The following is a 21906-nucleotide window of genomic DNA, read 5'->3' on the forward strand; positions in this document are numbered from 1 at the left end:
TGTGACAATTTGTAAAATAAAATTGTCACACATTCTAACAAAATCAACAAAAAGTGCTAGCTTTATAAATAGCGTTACTTGCTCCACATTGAGCTTTTAGGGGCTGAAAATAGCTGTGATACTAATATGGCTAAACCGACAATAAGGTAGCAAGCAAAGATGATGATCATCCATTGTGACATTTCGATAGTTAAAAATGTCCATATCTTATCAGCGCAAGATCCGTAAGCATTAAATAAACTAGGTAACCATGAGTCTAATGGTAACCAAGCTGGAAACTGAGGACTGAGTGAGCAAGTGTCACTTAAGTTTGGTTCGAATTGTAGGTGGGCATGAAATGTTGCTAAAGCAAATCCTTTATAGGCGCTAAAAAGCCAAATTAAAACGGCCGCTAACCGTGCAAGTATGTTTTTAGGTGCAATTAGTCCTATGATGCTAGCTAGCATGATGCCAAATATGGCACAACGTTGGTAAATACAAAGTGTACAAGGTGCTAGCCCTAGACCATGTTGAAAATAAAGTGCGGTTATTTCAAAACTAAGCGTGGAAAAGAACAATAAGAACCAAGCGAATCTGCTTTGTGAGTATTGATTAAGCAGTGACAACATACTATTTTATTCCTCCATATTCCGTTATAATCATTTTTCTTTAATTATATTGGATATCATCTATCGTGATTCTTTAATGTCGATAGTGTAATTTATTTTTGAATAATGTAAACGACTTTATTTATTGATGGCGGATTAATCATTTTTTATGGACTCAAATGCTCCACAAACCAAGTTACAAGTCTCATTTGTTACCATTTCAGAGGAAAATGCGACACAACGAATTGATAACTTTTTAATCACCTATTTAAAGGGTGTGCCAAAAAGTATGATTTATCGTATTTTAAGAAAGGGCGAAGTTCGTGTTAATAAAAAGCGAATTAAACCTGAATATAAATTAAATATTGGCGATGAAATTCGTATCCCTCCTATTCGCGTGGCTGAAAAAGCTACATCAGAAATTTCAACCAAGCTTAATAAAGTCGCTGATTTAGAAAAGGCCATTATCTATGAAGATGATGTCTTATTAGCGATTAATAAACCATCAGGTATTGCCGTTCATGGTGGTAGTGGTTTAAGTTTTGGTGTAATTGAAGGCTTACGCGCGCTAAGACCCGATGCCAAGTTTTTGGAGTTGGTGCATCGTATTGACCGCGAGACATCGGGTGTATTGTTGATCGCTAAAAAACGCTCTACATTAAAAGCGTTACATGAACAGTTGCGCCTTAAACAAATGCAAAAAAATTATTTGGCGCTTGTTAAGGGAAATTGGTCTTCTGAATGTAAGGTGATTCAGGCGCCATTACTTAAAAACGTATTGAAAAGCGGCGAGCGAGTGGTGAAAGTCGATAAAGAGGGTAAGCCATCGGAAACACGGTTTAAAGTTGAAGAGCGTTTTGATTTTGCCACTTTGATTAAAGCCAGCCCTGTGACTGGACGTACCCATCAAATCCGTATCCATACGCAATATGCTAATCATCCAATTGCTTTTGATGATCGTTATGGTGATAGGCAGTTTGATGTATTGTTAGCTGGTACTAAGCTTAATCGGTTGTTTTTACATGCCGCTAGCGTCAAATTTATTCATCCTAAAACTGGGCAAGAGATGCAATTAAATGCACCTATGGATGATGCTTTACAGGGCTGTTTAACCTATCTTAGAAAAGATAAATATCAGCCTACAGAATTTTAAATAGAAAAGGTAGTGAGTACGAATGAAGGATTTAAATTTATATTTAATTAGACATGGTCAAACGCAGTGGAATGTTAAAGATCAGATGCAAGGGTCAAAAGATTCTCCGTTAACCGAACAAGGTATTTCAGGTGCTAAATTAACTGGGCAACATTTAAAAGATGTGCCTTTTATGCAAGCTTATTCTAGTCCTCAAAAACGTGCAATGGATACGCGTAATTATATTGTGAATGAAAATAATATGGCTATTCCTACTTCTGAGCTTGCGGATCTGCGCGAAATGGATTTTGGCCTTTGGGAAGGTAAGCATGTGCCTACTTTAAAACAAGACGTGCCGGAATTTAATGTCTATTTGACTGATCCTGCTAATTTTGATTCATCTGTTAGCCAAGGCGAAAGTTACCCCGATATTTTAGCGCGTATGAAGCAAGGGCTAAATACTATTGTGCAAAATGCCCCTCAAGATTCTGGGAACATTTTAGTTGTGTCACATGGTACGGTATTGCGTATATTGCTTTGTGTTTTAAATGGTGGCGATTGGCGTTTACATCGTGATGAGGATTATTTTCCAAGGATGTTGAATACGAGCATTAGTGTAGTTAACTATAAGCAAGATGATGACCAGTCAGTTGGCAAATTTACGGTGAAATTCTATAATAACGTAGATCATTTGACCCAAGAATAAAGGTCTTTTATACCTCGACTGATGAGTATTTTTATCATGAGTCGAGGCGATATTGTTACAATTTAACCCCGTTATCGTGCGTAAGCTGCATAACGTTTTTGCAGTTGTTGTAATTGGTTGATTCTTGCATCAATTTTCGAAACCATCGTTTGATTACCTTTGGTTTGGTTTTTCGCATTTTGTAATATTGTGATTGCTTGTTTAAAATTTCCTCTTAATGCGCTGATTTCTGCTTGTGCACTCATTTCTTGCGCTCTTGAACGTATTCCTCCATAAGCAGTAACAAGTAAATCCCAACCATTGATATCGTCATTATGGTCGAAAGTGTAACGATGCAATAAACTCACCGCTTGTTGATAATTTTGGTTTTTTATGTACGCATTTGCTAGATTTAATTGCAATGCCGAGCTATCGGGTGCTTTTTTTAACGCCGCTTGTAGGCGAGCAATGGCTGCATTGTTATTATTGAGCGCTAAATCAATATCTGTCATTAAGTCGATATACCAAATATTATTAGGATCACTGTCTAGTAACGGTTGTAATTGTTGTTTAGCTTTTTGGTTATTACCGCTTACGTTGTCAGTTAATGCGTTGCCATAAATAGCGGCAATATTACTTTGTTCATTGTTTAGCTTTTTGTAATCCTGTATGAGTAGTTTACCGGCATTTTTTTTGTTATTGATTAAAATTGCTAATCGTGCTTTTGCTAAATAATAGTTTAATGAAGGTGTTACGTTCTTTTTGTCGTATTGTAATGTGCGGTTGCGAATGTCGGTTATTCGGCTGTTAGGGAGTGGGTGAGTGAGTAATATTTCGGGTGGTTTGCTACTAAAACGACTTTGATCGGCTAGTTTTTGTAAAAACTCCGATGAAGCATAAGGATCAAATCCTGCTTTTGATAGCGTTCTAAGACCAACTCGATCGGCTTCTTGTTCGTTACTTTGTGTAAAGCTAATCATATTTTGCGCCGAACCTGCCATAGTACTTGTTATTGCAGCCATTCCCGCTTCGGGATTTGCTAAAGTCAGTAAGATAGAACCTAATGTTGCTCCCCATACATAAGGGCTGTTGCGGTTTTGGTTTTCCATTGCTCGGGCTAAGTGGCGTTGGGTGACGTGTCCAATTTCGTGCGCCATGACTGAAGCTAATTGACTTTCGTTGTCGGTATCTAATATCAATTGTGAATGAATGACGACATTCCCACCAAAGAAAGCAAAGGCGTTAAGTACATCGCTTTTCATAATGTAAAATTGAAAAGGGGTTTTTACTGATTCTGATTTAGTGACTAATTTTTTGCCTAAGTCATTAATATATTGGTTTAAAACTGGATCGTTAATAATTGGTGCACTGGCACGTAACATTCGTACGTAGTAATCGCCCATTTCCATTTCTTGGCCAATGCTGAGGGTTGTGGCCGCGGCAGTACCCATGTCTGGTAGGTTGATGTTATCAGCATAAACGATAGGTGTGCTTTGTAATAATAACGAGGCAGATAGAGTAAATGCCATGACTTTTTTTAACATTATTTCAACCCATTGAGATAAGATTTATTTTGATTTATTTTAGCTGAAAAAAAACACAATATCACTTTGAATTTGTAATCGAATTTAGCTTTTTAGTGGTTGCTTAGGTAATGATGGTTTGGGGTACGATAAAAAATGCAAAAGCACAACAGTAATTGGTTTATTGCAGTTGTGCTTTTAGGCTGTTTAGTAAGTTATTTGAACGTTAAACTAATTGAGTGCGATGTTTGATAAAGTCGATAATATTATCTGTTTTTACCATTTGTTTGTCGCCACCAGCGCGATGTTTGTATTCAACCTCGCCGTTTTCAAGGTTACGCTCACCAATGACAATTGTGTGTGGAATACCAATTAGTTCCGCATCAGCAAACATTACTCCTGGGCGCTCTTTGCGGTCGTCAAAGAGAACTTCAATGCCAGCAGCTTGTAGATCAGCGTAAAGTTTTTCGGCCGTGGCTTGGACTTTTTCTGATTTGTGCATATTCATTGGAATAATTACGACACTAAATGGCGCAATGGCTTCAGGCCAAACAATACCACGTTCATCATGGCATTGTTCAATTGCTGCTGCCACAATTCGGCTAACCCCAATACCGTAGCAACCCATGATCATGACGTGATTTTGCCCATCTTCGCCTTGTACAGTGGCTTTCATTGCTTGTGAGTATTTTGTACCAAGTTGGAAGATATGCCCAACTTCAATCCCTCGTTTGATTTGTAATGTTCCTTTGCCATCAGGACTAATGTCACCTTCAACCACGTTGCGGATATCTTCAATACGTGGCAGGGCAACGTCGCGTTCCCAATTAATATTGAAGTAGTGTTTGTGGTCAATATTTGCACCCGCACCAAAGTCGCTCATGACTGCAACATCACGGTCGATGATGATTGGCATATTTAAGTTAATTGGTCCTAATGAGCCTGGCCCTGCATTTACAATCGCACGGATTTCTTCTTCGGTTGCAAATTCTAGTGGTGAGGCTACGATATCAATTTTTTCGGCTTTGATTTCGTTTAAGGTGTGGTCTCCACGGACTAATAGCGCAACAAGTTTGTGACCGCTTTCTTTTGTGGCTTTCACCATTAGGGTTTTCACGGTTTTTTCAATTGGTAAATTGAATTGTTCAACTAATTCTTCAATCGTTTTGGCGTTTGGTGTCTCAACCAGTTCCATTGCTTTAGTCGGCGCTGAGCGTTTTTGTGTTGGCGCTTGTGCTTGGGCCATTTCGATATTAGCAGCATAGTCCGATTCTGTTGAAAACACGATGTCGTCTTCACCACTGTCGGCCAATACTTGGAATTCATGTGACCAGTTACCACCAATCGATCCTGTGTCAGCTCGCACTGCTCTAAAGTTTAAACCTGCGCGAGTAAATACAGCGCTATAGGCTTTGTACATATCATCATAAGTTTCTTGCAATGATTCTTGTGTGGTATGGAAAGAGTATGCATCTTTCATAATAAATTCACGCGAACGCATCACACCAAAACGTGGGCGTACTTCATCACGAAATTTAGTTTGAATTTGATAGATATTAAGTGGTAATTGTTTGTACGAACTTACTTCATTACGGAGTAAGTCAGTAATCACTTCTTCATGGGTTGGACCCAACACAAAATCACGATCACCGCGGTCTTTAATCCGCAGTAGTTCTGGGCCATATTGTTCCCAACGTCCACTTTCTTGCCAAATATCAGCAGGTTGCACGACCGGCATTAATACTTCTATTGCTCCTGCTTTGTTCATCTCTTCACGAACAATATTTTCTACTTTTTTTAGTACTCGGTAACCAGTGGGAAGCCAAGTATATAAACCCGCAGCCACTTTACGGATCATGCCGGCACGTAACATTAATTGATGGCTAATGACTTCTGCATCAGCGGGGGTTTCTTTTAACGTTGAAAGAAGATATTTACTGGTTCGCATAAATTTATCCCGAAAATAATTTATTTATAAATATAATAAAAATGTGAGCTAGTTTAGCAGTACCCAACGCAACACTAAAGCAATTTTATTGATAATTATTGTGAATCATAAAGATTAATTGTAAATTATCAGCATGAGTAATAAGAAAAATCGGTATGAATAAATTAAATTTATCACGCTTAGTGGCAGCCTTTTTTGTGGTTTTGGTATTATACCAACCAGTTAAATTTATTATCTATTATTTAACTGATTTTAGTTATGAAGAAATGATGGATCTTATGTGGGTGAATGAGCATGAATGTTATTACCCAGGTGAGTTGGACAGCGGCAAGTATCATTATGGCAAAGATTGTTCTATTTGCGAACAAATGAATCCATATAGAAGTAACGGTATTTATATCAAAGATGGGAATGGCTATATTATTGGTAGTGATCTGATGAAAAAAGTTTATTTGAAAAGAAAACCTGATTACATTCCTTTAGAACGATTTACTGGTGGGGAACTGTACGTTAAGGATTTTGAATCAGGCATTACCTGTACCTTTTATTCATATAAGTAATTTAGTAATAAGTAATAAGAAAATAATGAAACTAAAAAAATTAAAAATATCGCATATTATTTATGTGCTATTAGTCTTTGCTATACTCTATTATCCTGTGAAAATAACCAAATATTATTTAATGGATTTAAGTTATGATGAAATTTTGGATTTTGGCTGGCGAGGAGATGGGTGCAAAACTAAAGATGGTAATTGGGTTGATTCTATCGATTGTCCTTGTGGCAGAGGATTGATGGAATCGGATGATCCTTATAATAAAATTAGTGATGAAGGGTATTTTTATTACAATGATGAGCTTTTGGGAAAAGTGACCCTAAAAAGAAAGCCAAGTTATTTTTCTGGTGATGAAATTTTAACAGGTGGCGAGTTAGAAATTGAGCATTTAGAAACAGGAATAATTTGTTATTATGATTCAATTCTTGATTGAAATGCAATCTTTAATAATTAAGCTTTTAAAATTAGTTATTTTATAATTTTGGGATTTTCAACATTATTTTTTGTGCTATAAAGTCTTAAGTTTCAATAGGTTTAATCGCTATATTGTTTATGTCTTTTTTAATAAAAGATACTTTTTATTTGAAATTTCTCTTACTCGTTTTTTGCCAAAATTATTTAAATATTCATTCCAAGCTTAATTATGTTATGGTGAAGTGCATAGTGTTTTCCTGTTATGAATAGATGTTTATTTACTTTAAAAATAAAAGATAATAATTTCAAGGAGTAAAATGAGCTCAGTATTTGAAATATTTAAAATTGGTATTGGTCCTTCAAGTTCGCATACAGTTGGACCAATGAGAGCTGGGAAGGCGTTTGTTGATCAACTAATTAGCAATGATATGATGTCATCGGTTACTAAAATTGTTGCTGATGTTTATGGTTCTTTGTCGTTAACAGGTAAAGGGCACCAAACTGATATTGCTATTATTATGGGGTTAGCCGGTGAAAAACCTGATACTGTTGATATTGATAATATTCCTATTTTTATCGAAAAATTAAGACAAACTCACCGTTTACCGATTTATCATAATCGTTACGAAATCGACTTTCCTTTGGATAGTTGTATGGTGTTTCATTCCAAATTTTTGCCATTACATGAAAACGGCATGACGTTGAGTGCCTATAATGGTGATACATTACTATTTCAAAAAACGTATTATTCCGTGGGCGGTGGTCAAATTGTTGAAGAGGAGCAATTTGGTTTGCAAAAACAAGACTCCGTAAAATTTCCTTATCCATTTTCTTCAGCCGAACAGTTACTAAAACATTGTGAAGATAATTCATTGTCAATTTCTAGTATTATGATGAAAAATGAGCTGCAATTACACACTTATGAAGAAATTGAAGATTATTTTTCGCGAGTTGGGAAAACTATTTTGGAATGTATCAAGCGTGGAATGAATACAGAAGGATTATTGCCTGGACCTCTAAAAGTCCCTCGTCGTGCGTTTTCGTTATATCGTCAATTATCTACAACCAAAGATAAAATTATTAGTGATCCTATGGTGGTTATTGATTGGGTAAATATGTTTGCGCTTGCCGTTAGTGAAGAAAATGCTGCTGGTGGTCGAGTGGTGACGGCGCCAACAAATGGAGCGTGTGGTATTATCCCAGCGGTGCTAGCTTATTATGATAAATTTATTAACGAAGTGACACCAGATATTTATATTCGATTTTTTCTAACTTGTGGTGCGATAGGGCAACTTTATCAAATCAATGCGTCTATTTCTGGTGCTGAAGTTGGATGTCAAGGAGAAGTGGGTGTTGCTTGTTCTATGGCTGCAGCAGGGCTTGCTGAGCTTTTAGGGGGTAATCCTGAGCAAGTTTGCATGGCTGCAGAAATCGCGATGGAACATAATTTAGGATTGACTTGCGATCCTGTCGCTGGTCAAGTTCAGGTACCTTGTATTGAGCGTAATGCCATCGCTGCTGTAAAATCAATTAATGCAACGAGAATGGCTTTAAGGCGAATTACTGCGGCAAAAGTATCGTTAGATAAGGTGATTAAAACCATGTATGAAACAGGAAAAGATATGAATGCAAAATATCGAGAAACATCACGGGGTGGGCTAGCAATTACGGTTCACTGTAATTAATTGGGTGTTATCAGATAAACTTTTTCAATTCTTGCCAATTTTATTCTGCGACATAATATAGCTATTATGTCGATTGCTTCATTCATGATATATTCTGTTTATATGATATGCCCTGTGATAGGCATATCATATGTTGCTATTAATATATCGTTATTAAATTAATGGTTGATCTTCTTGATCTTTTATTTGTTTTTTTTCTAGACTTTCTACAATTTTGTTATGGATGCCATTAAAGCCACCATTGCTCATAATTAAAATTGCATCTGTTGGTCGGGCTGATTTTGTGATCATTTCAACCAGTAAATCAAGGTCGCCAGTCCAGTAAGCCGGTTGAATACAAGCATCTACCACATCAGCAACTAACCAAGGCAGTTGTTCTGGTTGGAAGATGAAAATTTCGTCTGCACGTCCAAGCGATGGGGCTAGCTCATCTTTAGATATGCCTAATTTCATTGTGTTTGACCGGGGTTCGAGAACTGCTAAAATGCGGCGATTAGAGCCGATTTTGCTACGTAAAGCCTCTAATGTTGCTAAAATGGCTGTTGGGTGGTGTGCAAAGTCGTCATAGATTTCGATGTTATTAACTTCACCATAGAGCTCTAAACGTCTTTTTGCATTAATAAACGAACCTAATGCTAAGCAGGCGTCAGCCGGTTCAATACCCACATTATGAGCAGCTGCAATCGCCATTACTGCATTATGCATATTATGTTCGCCTACTAATGAATATTTGACTTCACCTACTTTTTTATTCTTATAGAGAACAGCAAAATGGCTTGCATCATTGCTGATGCGTTGGGCTAACCAACCTGTTTCTGATTCAGTAAATACTTGTTCGCTCCAATAGCCTTTAGCCAATACTTGTTTTAAATTTACATCTTCTTGTGGCGAGATGATTAGTCCTTTACTTGGTACTAAACGAACTAGATGGTGAAATTGTTTTTGAATTGAACTTAAATCATCAAAAATATCTGCATGATCAAATTCTAAATTGTTCATGATCAATGTTTTAGGGCAGTAGTGCATGAATTTTGAACGTTTGTCAAAGAATGAACAGTCATATTCGTCCGCTTCAATGACAAAAAAATTACCTTCACCTAATCTTGCTGAAACATCAAAGTTGCCAGGTACGCCACCAATCACAAAACCTTGTTTATAACCTTGTTTTTCCAAAATCCAATTAACCATTCCTGCAGTTGTGGTTTTGCCATGTGTGCCAGCCACAGCAATCACCCAACGATCACGTAATACATTATCATGTAGCCATTGTGGTGCTGAAATATAAGGAATGTTATTGTCCAAAATATATTCAACGCAAGGATTCCCTCGTGATAGGGCATTGCCGATGATGACTAAATCTGGTGTAGATGTTAGTTGTGATGGTTCATATCCTTCAATGATATCAATATGCTCTTTTTGTAAAAGTGTGCTCATTGGTGGGTAAACATTTTTATCTGAGCCTGTTACTTTGTGACCTAGAGAACGGGCTATTAATGCAATCCCAGCCATAAATGTGCCACAAATTCCAAGAATATGAATGTGCATTTTGTATCCTTAATGTTGTATAAATTTTATATTGATGACATTGGGTACTATTGTCGATCTGGTCAGCAATTAGATGAATATTCAGCGCAACTTTGCAATTATAATAGATCCTAGTTGTTTATGCGATAGGCCATAGATGCTTAATGACTAAATTTAGTGCTTGGTTGCCGCGAAATTCATCAACATCTAAATGATAAATTATTTTTACATTTTTTATTGATTGATCAGGCCATTGCTGTCTATTTACATTAAAACATATCCCCTCAATAAGTGGACCTCCATTTTGGGGCTCCAATACCAATTTAAGGTGTTTGTCGGCCAATAATCGTTGTTGATGAATAATAAATTCACCATCAAAAATGGGAGCACAAAACCCTTCGCCCCATGGGCCCGATTCTTTTACTTGCTTGGCAATTGCGTAAGTAAAATCTTGGCTATCTATTTCACCATCAGTTTCAATAACCTGTTTTAGTAAATCAGGTTTTAATCGTGTGTCTAAGAGTGCTTCAATGCTGATTTTAAAACGTTCTAAATCTTCTTCGCGAATAGTTAATCCAACCGCCATTGCGTGGCCACCAAAGCTGGTTATTAAATCAGGGTGTTGCTGATTTAACTCATCAATAAGATCTCGCAGGTGTAGCCCTTTAATTGAGCGACCAGAGCCTTTTAAAAAACCGTCTTGCGTTGAGGCAAATGATATAACTGGCCGATAATATTTATCTTTTAAACGTGACGATAAAATGCCAATAATACCTTGGTGCCATTCAGGGTGATAAAACACAAGTAAGTTAGGAATGGAGGTGTTTTGTTTTTCAACTTCTTCAATAAACGATAAAGCTTCTTCATGCATCGTTTGTTCAATGAGCTTTCGATCGTTATTGAGATTATCAAGATCTGTGGCTTTGTTGATAGCTGAATCATAATTATCGCAAAGTAATAATTGAACGCCCAATGCCATATTGTCCATTCTACCTGCAGCGTTTAATCTTGGCGCTATATAAAAAGCCAAATCTGTTGAAGTTAAAGAAGCTTGATCTTTTTTAGCGATATGTAATAAGGCTTTGATACCTTCACTACAATATCCAGATCGAATTCTGTTTATACCTTGGTGAACTAAAATGCGATTATTGTGATCAAGTTTAACCACATCAGCAATAGTACCTAAAGCAACTAAATCTAATAAATTTGCCACATTATATTCGGTCAAATTCTTGTCAGCAAACCAGTTTTCTTGTCGTAATTTTGCGCGTAAAGCTAGCATAAAATAAAAAGCTACACCCACTCCGGCTAAATGCTTGGATGGAAAACTACAATTAGGTAAATTAGGGTTGATTATTGCATCGGCATTAGGTAATTGCTCGGGGCATAAATGGTGGTCGGTAATAATTACCGATAAATTTGATTGTTTGGCAAAATCAACAGCCTCAGTGGCAGAAATGCCATTGTCAACGGTAATAATGAGCTGGGCTTTTTGTAGAATAGCTTTTTTTACAACCGATATACTTAATCCATACCCATCGTCAAAGCGATCTGGAATGATGTAATCAACAAATTGACAGCCCATATTTTTAAGTGCTCTAACTGTTAAGGCTGTGCTTGTAGCTCCGTCGGTATCAAAATCGCCAACAATCATGATGTGTTCATTATTCTTCATTGCTGAATAAAGAATTTCAACGGCTTTTTCAATACCTTCTAATTTATTGTAATTGCAAAGATTGCGCGTGCTGTAGTCAAGCTCTTGCATGTTAGTAATGCCACGCAAGGCATAAATTCGCTGCAATAATAGCGGAATATCATTAGTAAATTCTGGATATACTTCAACTAATCTACGATGTATTAATTTATTTTTTTTCATATTTTATATGCTAGCGTGTTGGCGCTAGCATGTATTATGTTTTAATTTTTAACAGAAATAATTTGTTAATTGTTATTTATTTACTTTTTTATCTAAAGTTTCAATTAATTTATCTGCTGGAACATAACCAGAAACCAATTCTCCATCAGGTAAAATAATCGCTGGTGTACCATTAATTCCGATTTTTCTACCGATATTGAATTGCTGTGTTACGTAAGGCACCATACTGTTAGCTTTAGGAATGGTGTTGCCTTTATAAGCATTCTCAAATGCTGTTTTACGGTCAGTTACACTCCAAATGGATTGCATGTTTTTACCAACATCACTGTCAGCGCCTGCGCGAGGGAAAGCAAAATAGTGTACAGAAATACCCGCGTCTAAATATTTATTGATATTTTCATGTAGTAATTGACAGTAATGGCAAGTGTAATCAGTAAAAACTGAAATGATGTATTTTTCATTATTAGCTTTATAAACGATAGCATCGTTTTCAATTGATTTTATTAAGCTAAGATTGTAGCTATTGGCGATATTTTCAGGTTGCTCGCCTTGAACGTCATAAATAGGACCTTGACTTAGGTATTTTCCATCATCAGTAACATAAAAAATACCATCAGGTGTTTTGACACTTTTTAAACCGTTTATGGGGCTAGTTGTAATTTTGATATTTTGTTCATTGTAGCCTAATTTACCCATCGAATTAATAATATCGGCATTACTTGCTAGCGCTGTAGTTGATATTAATACCAAACCTAAAACTAATTTTTTCATTTAATTATCCTTATTTTTTCGAGTATTATGCTCGAGGATGATGTTTACTATGTAATTGTTTTAATCTTTCTGTTGCCACATGAGTATAAATCTGTGTAGTTGATAAGCTACTGTGTCCAAGCAACATTTGTACAACACGTAAATCCGCTCCATGATTAAGTAAATGGGTTGCGAAAGCATGTCGAAGCACATGGGGCGAAAGTGCCTCAATATTGATGCCAGTCAGTATGGCATAATATTTTATTCTATGCCAAAACGTCTGTCGTGTCATTTTTTTACCTAATCGGCTTGGGAAGAGAGCGTCAATAGCGCCGTTTTTTAGAAGATCGTTTCGGGCATATTTAAAATAATATTCAAGCCAATAAATGGCTTCTTCTCCCAGTGGTACTAGGCGTTCTTTGTTTCCTTTTCCTATAACTCTTACGACGCCTTGTCGTAAACTAATATCACTAATTTCTAAATTTACTAGCTCGGAAACGCGCAAGCCTGTTGCATAAAGTACTTCTAACATGGCTTTATCTCTTAGTTCGATAGGATCTTCGATACTAGGAGATTCAAGTAACTCACTCACTTGTGATTCGGTTAAATCTTTAGGCAATTTTTGGGGAAGTTTAGGGGATGATAGCACCGCAGAGGGATCATCGGTACGATAATTTTCCTGATATAAATACTGAAAAAAACGTTTAGTTGCGCTAAGTAAACGTGCAGAACTACTTGCTTTATACCCATCTTTTACGCGTTGCATTAAAAATTCTTGTAAATTATGTGTTTGTGCAGCCAGAAAGGTGACATTTTGTTGTTGTAAGAATTGATTTAATGCCAACAAATCAAGCCTATAAGATTCAATGGTATTTTCAGCTAAGTTTCTTTCTAGCCATAATGAATCTAGAAAACGTTCTATTAACCGTTTATTTTGGGTTGGCGTGTCTTGATTAGACATCAAAATCATCTCTACATTACATTTATTCGTTACATTATATACTATTTGTCAATAAGTTTCTTTTATAACAGCTGTAGCTTATTTTTTATTTTCTTTATTAATTACTATATACTGCGGTTTTGGTTATTTTAATATTATTTATGTTAAAGCGAAGTGTTAATCTTTTTATTGCGTTGTTTGCTATCTTTATTATTGCCATGGAAACTTATATTTATTGTCATACTCGATTTCGTCCGTGGCAACCAAGTTCTTCAATAGGGCGATTAGTTTATTATTATAGTTTCTTTACTGTTTTATCGAATTTAATGTTGGCATTGAGTTGTTTTTGGCTAGCTGCCAATCCTAATTGTCACAGGTATAGTTTTAAAGTTATTCGGTTGAATGGATTAGTTGGTGTGATTATCACCATTATTATATATAACTTAGTGTTAAGAAGTATTCATAATCCACCTAATACACTGTTGAAAATAGCTAATGAAAGTTTACATGTTGTCATCCCTATTTTGGGAGTATTAAGTTGGTTTATTTGGGGGCCATTTCGACGAATTAATGTTAAGGTCATCGTTGGATCACTATTATCGATGATTGGATATGGCGTTTATATTTTTATTCGAGGTTATTATACTAATCAATATCCTTATCCTTTTATTAATGTTGTGCAGGTTGGTTATTTTCAAGCGCTATTTGCTGTGAGTAAGATTTTTTTATTCTTTTTGGGATTAGCTTTTTTATGTTGGGCAATTGACTGCTTAAGGAGTCGAAAATGAAACTGTATATTTATGAACATTGTCCTTTTTGTGTCAGGGCTAGAATGATTTTTGGTTTAAAAAATGTATCGGTTGAACTGCAGGTATTACTGAGCGATGATTTTGCATTACCAGAGCGTATGATTGGTGAAAAAATGGCACCTATTTTACAAAAAGATGATGGCAGTTATATGCCAGAAAGCCTAGATATTGTTGATTATGTTGATACCAATTATGGCGGTAGTCCGATTTTAACTGGTTTGAGATCTTCAAATATTGCAAAGAGAATAAAAGAGTTACAACAATATGATTATAAGCTAGTGTGTCCACGTTATATAAAACTGGGTTTAGCCGAATTTGCAACACAAAGTGCTATTGATTATTTTGTCACTAGTAAATCGAAGAAAATGGGGTCGTTTGATGAATGTTTGATGCAAACCGATTCATTAGTTTCTGCCGTTTCAGATGTATTAAATAAACTTGATTCATTGATTGTTTCGCCAAATGCGTGTAATGGTCAATTGTCTTTAGATGATATCTGTTTGTTTCCCATTTTACGAAATTTGACGTGTGTAAAAACTTTAACTTTTCCGCCTAAAATTAAGGATTATATTCAATCAATGGCAGACCGAACGAAGGTTGATCTGTTTTTTGATAGAGCCATTTAATAATCAGGAATGTCGATTTCACTATTTTTTGGATGTTAATCCATCGTTATAAAACGTCACACCATAATAAAGAACGGGGGAAATAGAGATACCCCCGTTTTTTTTGATTTATTAACAACTTATTGTTATTAATTATATTAGATGGTTATGTTAATTACTTAATTTAATATCAATCACTTCAATATTATCTTTACCACCATAGATATCATACCAAGGTGTAGCGTATTGTTTTAATATTTTGTTAAGCTGTTCAACGTTTTCACGACCAGTTTGATCTAACCAACGTTTTAAGCCCTCTTTACCACCATTTGCATAGGCTGCAACACCTTCAAACCATGTTGCACGACCGCCTAAAATACCGCTATATTTAGCACCATGTTCACCGGCAAAAATCAGTTCTTGGTGGAAAGTTTTTGTTGGCACGCCAGCACTTAAGTAAATGAAAGGGCGCGTTGCAGCATCGCTTGCTTGTTTAAAGTAGTCTGCTGCTTGTTTTTGCGTGTAGACAACGATGTTGTTGTCGTTAAAGCCTTCTACATTTTTAAAGAGCACAGGAACTTCGACTTTTAAAATATCAATGTAATATTGCTCTTTAGTAAATTCTTTAATGGTATTAATGACTTTTTGTGGTTTGATTTTTGCAAATTCAGGGCTTTTATCATCAGTTATCACGTTATCATATACAATAGGTTCAACAAAAACTGGAATATCAGCCGCTCTTGCCTCATTGCCTAAACGTTCTAAAAAAGCGTGCTTTTTATCTAAAATATCTTGAGGATCATCAGGATTATAATAAACCAATACTTTTGCAGCATCCGCCCCTTTTTTTATTAAACGTTGTAATGAATCTTCTGGCAAAATATCGGGCAATCGTCCTGGCGTATTGGCATCATATCCCGTTTTTTCGTATGACATGATTAATCCAGCATTGCTGTTTTTGGCAGCCATGCCTTTAAAACCATATTCTTCATCTAACAAAATTGCACTGACATATTTAGTTAACTCTTGAGAAACAAGTTCCTTAAATTCATACACCATATCAATATGATAACGATCTTTTCCAACGGCCGACTCCATCATCTTAACCATTGAACCTCGTTGATCTATCGCTAATGCAGCGATAACGCCATCTTGGTTTGATAATTGCTGCATACGTGTGAATTTGCCACGAGAAATACATTTTTTAGCCATTTTATAGCTCTCCATTTAGTAAGATGTACTATTGTAGTTTTTTTGTTTGACTATTTATTAATCATTCGTGCTAGTTTTAGCGCTATACTTTATTAAAGCGAACTCAATTATTATGTAATGCGATGATGATTGAGTTTACATCATCGTGTGAGCAAATATTTCCTTTAAAAAAATAAGCGTTAGGGTATAGTAGTTCACAATATTAAACTGTATGTAAACAATAATTTACAAGGATCCTCATGCAAGATGTAGTAACCCATACACCGACAAGAACTCTAAATGCTCAGGACTATAAAACATTGGCTCTTTCCGCATTAGGTGGAGCATTATAATTTTATGATTTTATTATTTTTGTTTTTTTTTCAATAACCATAAGTCATCTGTTTTTTCCAAATGATATGCCGGCTTGGCTTAGTCAAGTTCAAACTTTTGGTATTTTTGCTGCTGGATATTTGATTCGCCCATTCGGCGGTATTGTAATGGCGCACTTTGGCGATCTGTTCGGTCGCAAAAAAATGTTTACGTTAAGTATATTACTTATGGCATTACCAACACTATTTATAGGTTGTTTACCTACTTACACGCATATTGGTATTTTTGCACCTCTATTATTGTTATTAATGCGATTGTGTCAGGGATTAGCGGTTGGTGGTGAAGTTCCTGGGGCTTGGACTTTTGTTGCTGAGCATGTGCCGAAAAATAAAATTGGATTGGCATGTGGCATTTTAACCAGTGGATTAAGTCTCGGTATTTTACTCGGTTCGTTAGTTTCAACGGCTATAAATAAATGCCTATCAGCCGAACAACTTATTGATTGGGGATGGCGTATACCATTTATTATTGGTGGTGTTTTTGGATTGATTGCAATGTATTTACGTCGTTGGTTAAAAGAAACACCAATTTTTCTGGAAATGCAAAAGCGTAAACAACAAGAATTGGCTAAAAAAATACCAGTTATTACTGTGTTGACGCAGTATTTATCTCAGACTATTTTGTCAATGCTACTCACTTGGGTGCTGTCTGCGGGTATTATGGTGATTATGCTAATGACGCCAATTTTATTACAAAAGCAATTTGGTTACTCGTCGATCGATGCGTTGCAAGGGAATATATTAGCAATTATTGGGCTCATTATAAGTTGTACTTTTTATGGAATGATGATGGATAAATTTGCTATGGGAAAAGTGATATTTATAGGTTGTACTATTGCAACCATTGTTATCGCTATTTTTTATCTTTCATTAGATAATCCGCATCTTTTATTCGTGACTTATTCATTAACGGGTTTTGTCGTTGGTATTGTTGGTTCTTTTGCTTATTTTATGGTGACCGTGTTTCCTACTCAGATTCGTTACAGTGGGGTATCGTTTTCATTTAATATGGCTTATGCCATTACCGGCGGATTAACCCCTTTGTTGATCTCCTTTTTGAGTGATTTTGTGAGCAAAATGGCGCCTGCCATTTATGTTATTGGATTATTTGGATTTGGTGCATTGATTGGGTTATTTTTATTAATTAATAATAACAGTCAAAAGTATATTGCTAAAGATATTGCATAATAAATACTGATCGTAGAACTTTAATTATTATTTAGTTATATAGGAAAATATCAATGATATGATTGAGAAAATGTAGGCTGGTAAAATTCGAGGTCGTATGGTTGTTGATATGAAAACGAAGAAAAATGAATAATTTTTCAAAAATATAGAGAATAAAAAGTCAGCTCTTGCTGACTTTTTATTTATTTTATCATACTTATTTTTTAAGTTTTTAATTAGGCAAAGTTAATCTTTCTTGTATTTTATAAATAAACCCCTATTATGAATAAATTTTTCACGTTTATTTATATGTTTAAAGGAATCTTTATGTCAGAACATAATTTAGAAAATAAATTGAGAAAAGATCTTGGTTTAGTTTCTGCATTATCACTGGTTGTGGGAATGGTTTTAGGGGCAGGTGCTTTTATGAAACCCCCTGCAGTACTAGAAGTCGCTGGTGATTATTATTATGCACTATTAGCTTGGTTCATTGGTGGTGTTATTTCTATTTGTGGCGGGTTAACACTTTGTGAACTAGGTGTAATGTTTCCAAAAACAGGTGGAATGCTCGTTTATTTAGAAAAAATCTATGGTGCCAAAATTTCTCATCTTTATGGTTGGATGATGACAGTCATTTTTTCGCCTGCTTTAATTGGTGCACTAGTAGGCTATTTTAGTTCGGTGTTTTGTTCATTATTTGAAATTGAAAGTACATACAAAATGGCAGTAGGAGCTGGAGCATTAGGTTTTATTGCTTTTATTAATGCAATTGGTGTTAAACAAGCTGGCTATCTGCAAACTATTGCGACGGCTTGTAAATTGATCCCAATATTGTTACTAGCGATATTTGGATTATGTAAAGGTAATGGGCAAGTTGCATTATTTAGTGCTAGTGGTCAGGGTATTGAGACGTATGCCCCCTTTGCTGTTGCGATCTTAGCTACATTATTTGCTTATGATGGCTGGGCTCAAGTAGCATCGGTTGCGGGTGAAATTAATAATCCAGCTAAAGTATTGCCTAAAGCAATTATTTTGGGAATTATATTTTTAGTCATTGTCTATGCTTGTATCAATATTGCATTATTTAAAATCTTTCCAGTTCAAGAGATGGTCTCATTAGGACATAAGGCTTCTTCTGTTGCATCACAACGTCTGTTTGGACATTTAGGTGGTAATTTGGTTGCAGTTGGTATCATGGTCTCAATTTTGGGCGGAATTAATGGCTATATCATGACATTATCACGTACTATTTTTAGTATGGCTGAGCGAGGCAATATCGTTGGTGCGCGCTATTTAAGCACAATAGATGAAGATAGCCGTTCACCGGTAAATGCAATTTTAGTGCTTGTCGTTTTTTCATTTTTATACTCGGTATTATTAGATGCTGATCGTTTGTCTGAAATTTCGATGTTTTCGATTTGGGTTTTTTATTTATTAACTTTTATTGGTGTTATTATAGCCAGAAAAAAATACCCTAATATACCAAGATCTTATAAAGTAATTGGCTATCCTCTTATCCCTATTATTGCTATTGCGGGTTCTCTTTATGTCATTTATGGTATGCTGATTCATCAAACAGAAAATGGTATTGCATCAATCGTACTGACATTAATTGGTTTACCAATGTACTATTACTATCAACGTAAAAACCAAAATAGAGATCTGTCAGTTGGTGAAGTGAAAAAGTATCGTGTCAAAACACAATACACAACAGCGATATTGGCAATCGGTGTTGTTGCTATATTAATCATGTATGGTAGTATGGCTAGATAATGGCACCTTAATTACTAATTAAATAGTTTGTTTGATGCTATTTTAAAGTATCAGTAAAAGAAACTTTATTGGCAGAATTAAAAAGCTTATTTTTTGCTAAATAAAAAAATAAACCCCCGATTATATCGAGGGTTTTTCTACAATTAGCATATCTAATATGATTAGCGTTTATGTTAAGTATGCTTAATTTTTTGTATCAACTTTAGGTTTAGCAATATAATTATAAATCACCAATATGGCAAAAATGGCTATAATAATCCCCATTATTATATCTTTATTAAACCATTTAGCCATATTTCCAAGGATGATCCCAATGCCACAGAAGTCGACATCAGAGAAGGTCGTATTTGCAAAACCTAATGATCCTAATACAGGCAATAACACAACGGGTAAAAATGTGACCAATAAACCATTAGCAAAAGCGCCAAGCATTGCACCACGACGTCCTCCCATTGCATTACCAAATACTCCAGCTGTTGCACCACAGAAAAAATGAGGAACTACACTAGGTAGTATAAGTACTGTATTTAATTTGCCTAAAACAAATAGGCCAACTAATCCGCCAAGAAAACTAAATAGGAAGCCAATTAAAACAGCATTAGGTGCATACGGGAAAACCACTGGACAATCTAATGCAGGTTTGGCATTTGGAACTAATTTTTCTGAGAAACCGGTAAATGCAGGTACGATTTCCGCAAGAATTAGTCTAACACCTTGCAAAATAATAAAAACACCAGCGGCAAAGGTAATTGCTTCAATGATTGCATAAACGAGATAATTATCTCCTTTGCTTAAAGAGGTTTCGACGTAATCAGAACCAGCAAATATGGCAAGAATTAAATAGATGATCATCATCGTTAGTGAGATAGAAATTGAACTATCCCTTAAAAAGCTTAAATTTTTAGGTAAATTCATATCTTCAGTTGAACGAGAATTTTTACCCACTAATTTACCAAGATAACCAGCTAGAACATATCCTAAAGTCCCAAAGTGGCCAAATGCTACATCATCATTACCTGTAATTTTGCGCATTTGTGGTTGAGCTAAAGCAGGGAAGAAAGCCATAATAAGACCAAGTACTAATGAACCAGTCAACACTAATTGCCAGCTTTCAAAACCAGCTACAGTTAGAATAATACTAATCATACAAGCCATATAAAAAGTATGGTGTCCTGTTAAGAATATAAATTTCAAACGGGTAAACCGTGCAACGACAATATTGGCAACCATACCAAATGCCATAATTAAGGCAGTTGCAGTGCCATACTTGTTTAATGCCAGAGAGACAATTGCTTCGTTATTCGGAATAATACCTTGCAATTTAAAAGCTTGCTCAAACATCATGCCTAACGGTGTAATTGCGCTAATAAGTACAGTAGCACCACCGCTTAATACCAAAAATCCTAAAATGGTTTTAACAGTACCTTTTACTGTATCAGCAAATGATTTACGTTGAACGACAAGCCCTGCCATTGCAATAAGCCCAACTAATACAGCTGGTGCCTTTAGAATATCAACAATAAATTTTATTATTTCTTGAATCATAGCAATACCTCATAATTTGACTAATGCTTTGCAAAATATTCAACAAGCTTTGCTTCTAAGTCATTGATATCTATTATATTGTTTAAAATGACCAATTTATCGTTTGGAATGCCTGAACTGGCGGCTAAATCTTTTGTCATAACAAACAGATCTGCTTGATCGGGTGTTGCAGATGCAAGATCTGCATGAGTGACTTCTGCATCAATATTTAGTTTTTTAATGACTTTTTTAATATTCATTTCAACCATAAAACTACTGCCAAGGCCTGAACCACAAACTGCCATAATTTTCATTTTGTTTATCCTTTTGTTGATTTTAATTGAATTTAATAACGTTCGATAACAGCTAATATTTCATCACGATTTTGTGAATTAAAAATTGTTTGGATATCGTTTGATTCACTGAAGAGTGTTGCCAATTGTGTTAACATCTCAATGTGGCTGGTGCTATCATTGGCTGCTAATAAAGTAATTAAATAGACAGGATCATTCTCTTGAGAGTTAAATTTAACTCCTTGCTTGACTAATAACATGGATAAGCCTAATTGATTTACACCTTGTTCTGGTCTAGCATGGGGCATCGCAATACCCGGTGCCAATACGTAATAAGGCCCTATTGATTCGTGCAGCTCAAAAATAGCCTTAATATAACTTGGTGTAATGGTATTATTTTCTAATAATGGCACAGCACAAAGTTGTATTGCCTCTTTCCAATCACTGACAGAATCGACAACATTAACTGTTTTACAGGTTAACCATGTTTTTAACATTCTACCTCCATTAAAATTGTTATTATTGATTGTTATT

Annotated in this window: 19 protein-coding genes and 1 pseudogene; 9 read left to right on the forward strand and 11 right to left on the reverse strand. The window is 35.5% G+C overall.

Going from position 1 to position 21906, the window contains the following annotated elements:
• Positions 1-74: 74 nt before the first annotated feature.
• Positions 75-608, reverse strand: coding sequence for a disulfide bond formation protein DsbB (gene dsbB, locus GYX25_RS10625; RefSeq protein WP_091350304.1), 534 nt, complete (start codon positions 606-608; stop codon positions 75-77).
• 148 nt (positions 609-756) lie between these two features.
• On the opposite strand from dsbB, the gene rluC reads away from it, so the two are divergent.
• Together rluC and GYX25_RS10635 are read left to right on the forward strand one after the other, a co-directional pair.
• Entirely contained in the window at positions 757-1740 is a 984-nt protein-coding gene (gene rluC / locus GYX25_RS10630) for a 23S rRNA pseudouridine(955/2504/2580) synthase RluC (protein WP_091350306.1), read from the forward strand.
• Positions 1741-1762: 22 nt separating this feature from the next.
• Positions 1763-2425: a histidine phosphatase family protein gene (locus GYX25_RS10635; RefSeq protein ID WP_091350309.1), complete on the forward strand. Its 663-nt coding sequence runs from the start codon at positions 1763-1765 to the stop codon at positions 2423-2425.
• A gap of 71 nt (positions 2426-2496) precedes the next feature.
• Here GYX25_RS10635 and bepA read toward each other — a convergent pair whose 3' ends face one another.
• The gene (gene bepA / locus GYX25_RS10640; protein WP_091350312.1) at positions 2497-3948 is read right to left on the reverse strand and encodes a beta-barrel assembly-enhancing protease; all 1452 of its coding nucleotides are present in this window, start codon (positions 3946-3948) and stop codon (positions 2497-2499) included.
• Positions 3949-4153: 205 nt separating this feature from the next.
• Positions 4154-5875 (reverse strand): proline--tRNA ligase, encoded by a 1722-nt coding sequence (proS, locus tag GYX25_RS10645; RefSeq protein WP_174787345.1) that lies wholly within the window; start codon positions 5873-5875, stop codon positions 4154-4156.
• Positions 5876-6030: 155 nt separating this feature from the next.
• Here proS and GYX25_RS10650 point away from each other — a divergent pair, with 155 nt between their 5' ends.
• The 3 genes from GYX25_RS10650 (at position 6031) to GYX25_RS10660 (ending at position 8528) form a co-directional block, all read left to right on the forward strand.
• A complete protein-coding gene (locus GYX25_RS10650; RefSeq protein WP_174787346.1) occupies positions 6031-6435 on the forward strand; it encodes a hypothetical protein in 405 nt (134 codons plus the stop codon).
• A 25-nt stretch (positions 6436-6460) separates the two neighbouring features.
• Positions 6461-6862 (forward strand): hypothetical protein, encoded by a 402-nt coding sequence (locus tag GYX25_RS10655; RefSeq protein ID WP_091350323.1) that lies wholly within the window; start codon positions 6461-6463, stop codon positions 6860-6862.
• 298 nt (positions 6863-7160) lie between these two features.
• A complete protein-coding gene (locus GYX25_RS10660) occupies positions 7161-8528 on the forward strand; it encodes an L-serine ammonia-lyase (protein WP_091350326.1) in 1368 nt (455 codons plus the stop codon).
• A 153-nt stretch (positions 8529-8681) separates the two neighbouring features.
• Here GYX25_RS10660 and mpl read toward each other — a convergent pair whose 3' ends face one another.
• The 4 genes from mpl to xerD form a co-directional block, all read right to left on the reverse strand.
• Complete coding sequence (mpl, locus tag GYX25_RS10665; RefSeq protein ID WP_091350329.1) at positions 8682-10073, reverse strand: UDP-N-acetylmuramate:L-alanyl-gamma-D-glutamyl-meso-diaminopimelate ligase; 1392 nt, start codon at positions 10071-10073, stop codon at positions 8682-8684.
• A 118-nt stretch (positions 10074-10191) separates the two neighbouring features.
• Entirely contained in the window at positions 10192-11928 is a 1737-nt protein-coding gene (gene recJ / locus GYX25_RS10670) for a single-stranded-DNA-specific exonuclease RecJ (protein ID WP_174787347.1), read from the reverse strand.
• A 72-nt stretch (positions 11929-12000) separates the two neighbouring features.
• Entirely contained in the window at positions 12001-12699 is a 699-nt protein-coding gene (dsbC, locus tag GYX25_RS10675) for a bifunctional protein-disulfide isomerase/oxidoreductase DsbC (RefSeq protein ID WP_174787348.1), read from the reverse strand.
• Positions 12700-12724: 25 nt separating this feature from the next.
• Positions 12725-13639: a site-specific tyrosine recombinase XerD gene (gene xerD / locus GYX25_RS10680; RefSeq protein ID WP_174787349.1), complete on the reverse strand. Its 915-nt coding sequence runs from the start codon at positions 13637-13639 to the stop codon at positions 12725-12727.
• 140 nt (positions 13640-13779) lie between these two features.
• On the opposite strand from xerD, the gene GYX25_RS10685 reads away from it, so the two are divergent.
• Both GYX25_RS10685 and grxB read left to right on the forward strand, forming a co-directional pair.
• A complete protein-coding gene (locus GYX25_RS10685; protein WP_174787350.1) occupies positions 13780-14406 on the forward strand; it encodes a Pr6Pr family membrane protein in 627 nt (208 codons plus the stop codon).
• Positions 14403-15053: a glutaredoxin 2 gene (grxB, locus tag GYX25_RS10690; protein ID WP_091350344.1), complete on the forward strand. Its 651-nt coding sequence runs from the start codon at positions 14403-14405 to the stop codon at positions 15051-15053. The genes GYX25_RS10685 and grxB overlap by 4 nt, the downstream gene beginning before the upstream one ends.
• A gap of 150 nt (positions 15054-15203) precedes the next feature.
• On the opposite strand, the gene GYX25_RS10695 is transcribed toward grxB, so the two are convergent.
• Positions 15204-16244 carry a tagatose 1,6-diphosphate aldolase gene (locus GYX25_RS10695; protein WP_174787351.1) on the reverse strand — a complete coding sequence of 347 codons (1041 nt, stop codon included), beginning with the start codon at positions 16242-16244 and terminating at the stop codon, positions 15204-15206.
• Between the two features lie 239 nt (positions 16245-16483).
• Between GYX25_RS10695 and GYX25_RS10700 the strand changes: the two are divergent.
• Positions 16484-17803: pseudogene (locus tag GYX25_RS10700) on the forward strand (MFS transporter).
• A 306-nt stretch (positions 17804-18109) separates the two neighbouring features.
• Positions 18110-19555 carry an APC family permease gene (locus tag GYX25_RS10705; RefSeq protein WP_202983863.1) on the forward strand — a complete coding sequence of 482 codons (1446 nt, stop codon included), beginning with the start codon at positions 18110-18112 and terminating at the stop codon, positions 19553-19555.
• Between the two features lie 183 nt (positions 19556-19738).
• Here GYX25_RS10705 and GYX25_RS10710 read toward each other — a convergent pair whose 3' ends face one another.
• The 3 genes from GYX25_RS10710 to GYX25_RS10720 are packed head-to-tail and all read right to left on the reverse strand — an operon-like array spanning position 19739 to position 21869.
• Positions 19739-21100 carry a PTS ascorbate transporter subunit IIC gene (locus GYX25_RS10710; protein WP_091350355.1) on the reverse strand — a complete coding sequence of 454 codons (1362 nt, stop codon included), beginning with the start codon at positions 21098-21100 and terminating at the stop codon, positions 19739-19741.
• 20 nt (positions 21101-21120) lie between these two features.
• A complete protein-coding gene (locus GYX25_RS10715) occupies positions 21121-21393 on the reverse strand; it encodes a PTS sugar transporter subunit IIB (protein ID WP_091350357.1) in 273 nt (90 codons plus the stop codon).
• 32 nt (positions 21394-21425) lie between these two features.
• Entirely contained in the window at positions 21426-21869 is a 444-nt protein-coding gene (locus tag GYX25_RS10720; protein ID WP_091350360.1) for a PTS sugar transporter subunit IIA, read from the reverse strand.
• Positions 21870-21906 lie beyond the last annotated feature (37 nt).

Source organism: Gilliamella sp. ESL0254, assembly GCF_013344985.1.
Lineage (GTDB): Bacteria > Pseudomonadota > Gammaproteobacteria > Enterobacterales > Orbaceae > Gilliamella > Gilliamella bombicola.

Excerpts from the sequence above, each read along its gene's own strand:
- GYX25_RS10650 (WP_174787346.1), top strand. The coding sequence starts at position 6,031 with ATGAATAAATTAAATTTATCACGCTTAGTGGCAGCCTTTTTTGTGGTT.
- GYX25_RS10720 (WP_091350360.1), bottom strand. The coding sequence starts at position 21,869 with ATGTTAAAAACATGGTTAACCTGTAAAACAGTTAATGTTGTCGATTCT.
- GYX25_RS10695 (WP_174787351.1), bottom strand. The coding sequence starts at position 16,244 with ATGGCTAAAAAATGTATTTCTCGTGGCAAATTCACACGTATGCAGCAA.
- recJ (WP_174787347.1), bottom strand. The coding sequence starts at position 11,928 with ATGAAAAAAAATAAATTAATACATCGTAGATTAGTTGAAGTATATCCA.
- GYX25_RS10660 (WP_091350326.1), top strand. The coding sequence starts at position 7,161 with ATGAGCTCAGTATTTGAAATATTTAAAATTGGTATTGGTCCTTCAAGT.
- GYX25_RS10705 (WP_202983863.1), top strand. The coding sequence starts at position 18,110 with ATGTCAGAACATAATTTAGAAAATAAATTGAGAAAAGATCTTGGTTTA.
- dsbB (WP_091350304.1), bottom strand. The coding sequence starts at position 608 with ATGTTGTCACTGCTTAATCAATACTCACAAAGCAGATTCGCTTGGTTC.
- proS (WP_174787345.1), bottom strand. The coding sequence starts at position 5,875 with ATGCGAACCAGTAAATATCTTCTTTCAACGTTAAAAGAAACCCCCGCT.
- rluC (WP_091350306.1), top strand. The coding sequence starts at position 757 with ATGGACTCAAATGCTCCACAAACCAAGTTACAAGTCTCATTTGTTACC.
- xerD (WP_174787349.1), bottom strand. The coding sequence starts at position 13,639 with ATGTCTAATCAAGACACGCCAACCCAAAATAAACGGTTAATAGAACGT.
- GYX25_RS10715 (WP_091350357.1), bottom strand. The coding sequence starts at position 21,393 with ATGAAAATTATGGCAGTTTGTGGTTCAGGCCTTGGCAGTAGTTTTATG.
- mpl (WP_091350329.1), bottom strand. The coding sequence starts at position 10,073 with ATGCACATTCATATTCTTGGAATTTGTGGCACATTTATGGCTGGGATT.
- dsbC (WP_174787348.1), bottom strand. The coding sequence starts at position 12,699 with ATGAAAAAATTAGTTTTAGGTTTGGTATTAATATCAACTACAGCGCTA.
- bepA (WP_091350312.1), bottom strand. The coding sequence starts at position 3,948 with ATGTTAAAAAAAGTCATGGCATTTACTCTATCTGCCTCGTTATTATTA.
- GYX25_RS10710 (WP_091350355.1), bottom strand. The coding sequence starts at position 21,100 with ATGATTCAAGAAATAATAAAATTTATTGTTGATATTCTAAAGGCACCA.
- GYX25_RS10655 (WP_091350323.1), top strand. The coding sequence starts at position 6,461 with ATGAAACTAAAAAAATTAAAAATATCGCATATTATTTATGTGCTATTA.
- grxB (WP_091350344.1), top strand. The coding sequence starts at position 14,403 with ATGAAACTGTATATTTATGAACATTGTCCTTTTTGTGTCAGGGCTAGA.
- GYX25_RS10685 (WP_174787350.1), top strand. The coding sequence starts at position 13,780 with ATGTTAAAGCGAAGTGTTAATCTTTTTATTGCGTTGTTTGCTATCTTT.
- GYX25_RS10635 (WP_091350309.1), top strand. The coding sequence starts at position 1,763 with ATGAAGGATTTAAATTTATATTTAATTAGACATGGTCAAACGCAGTGG.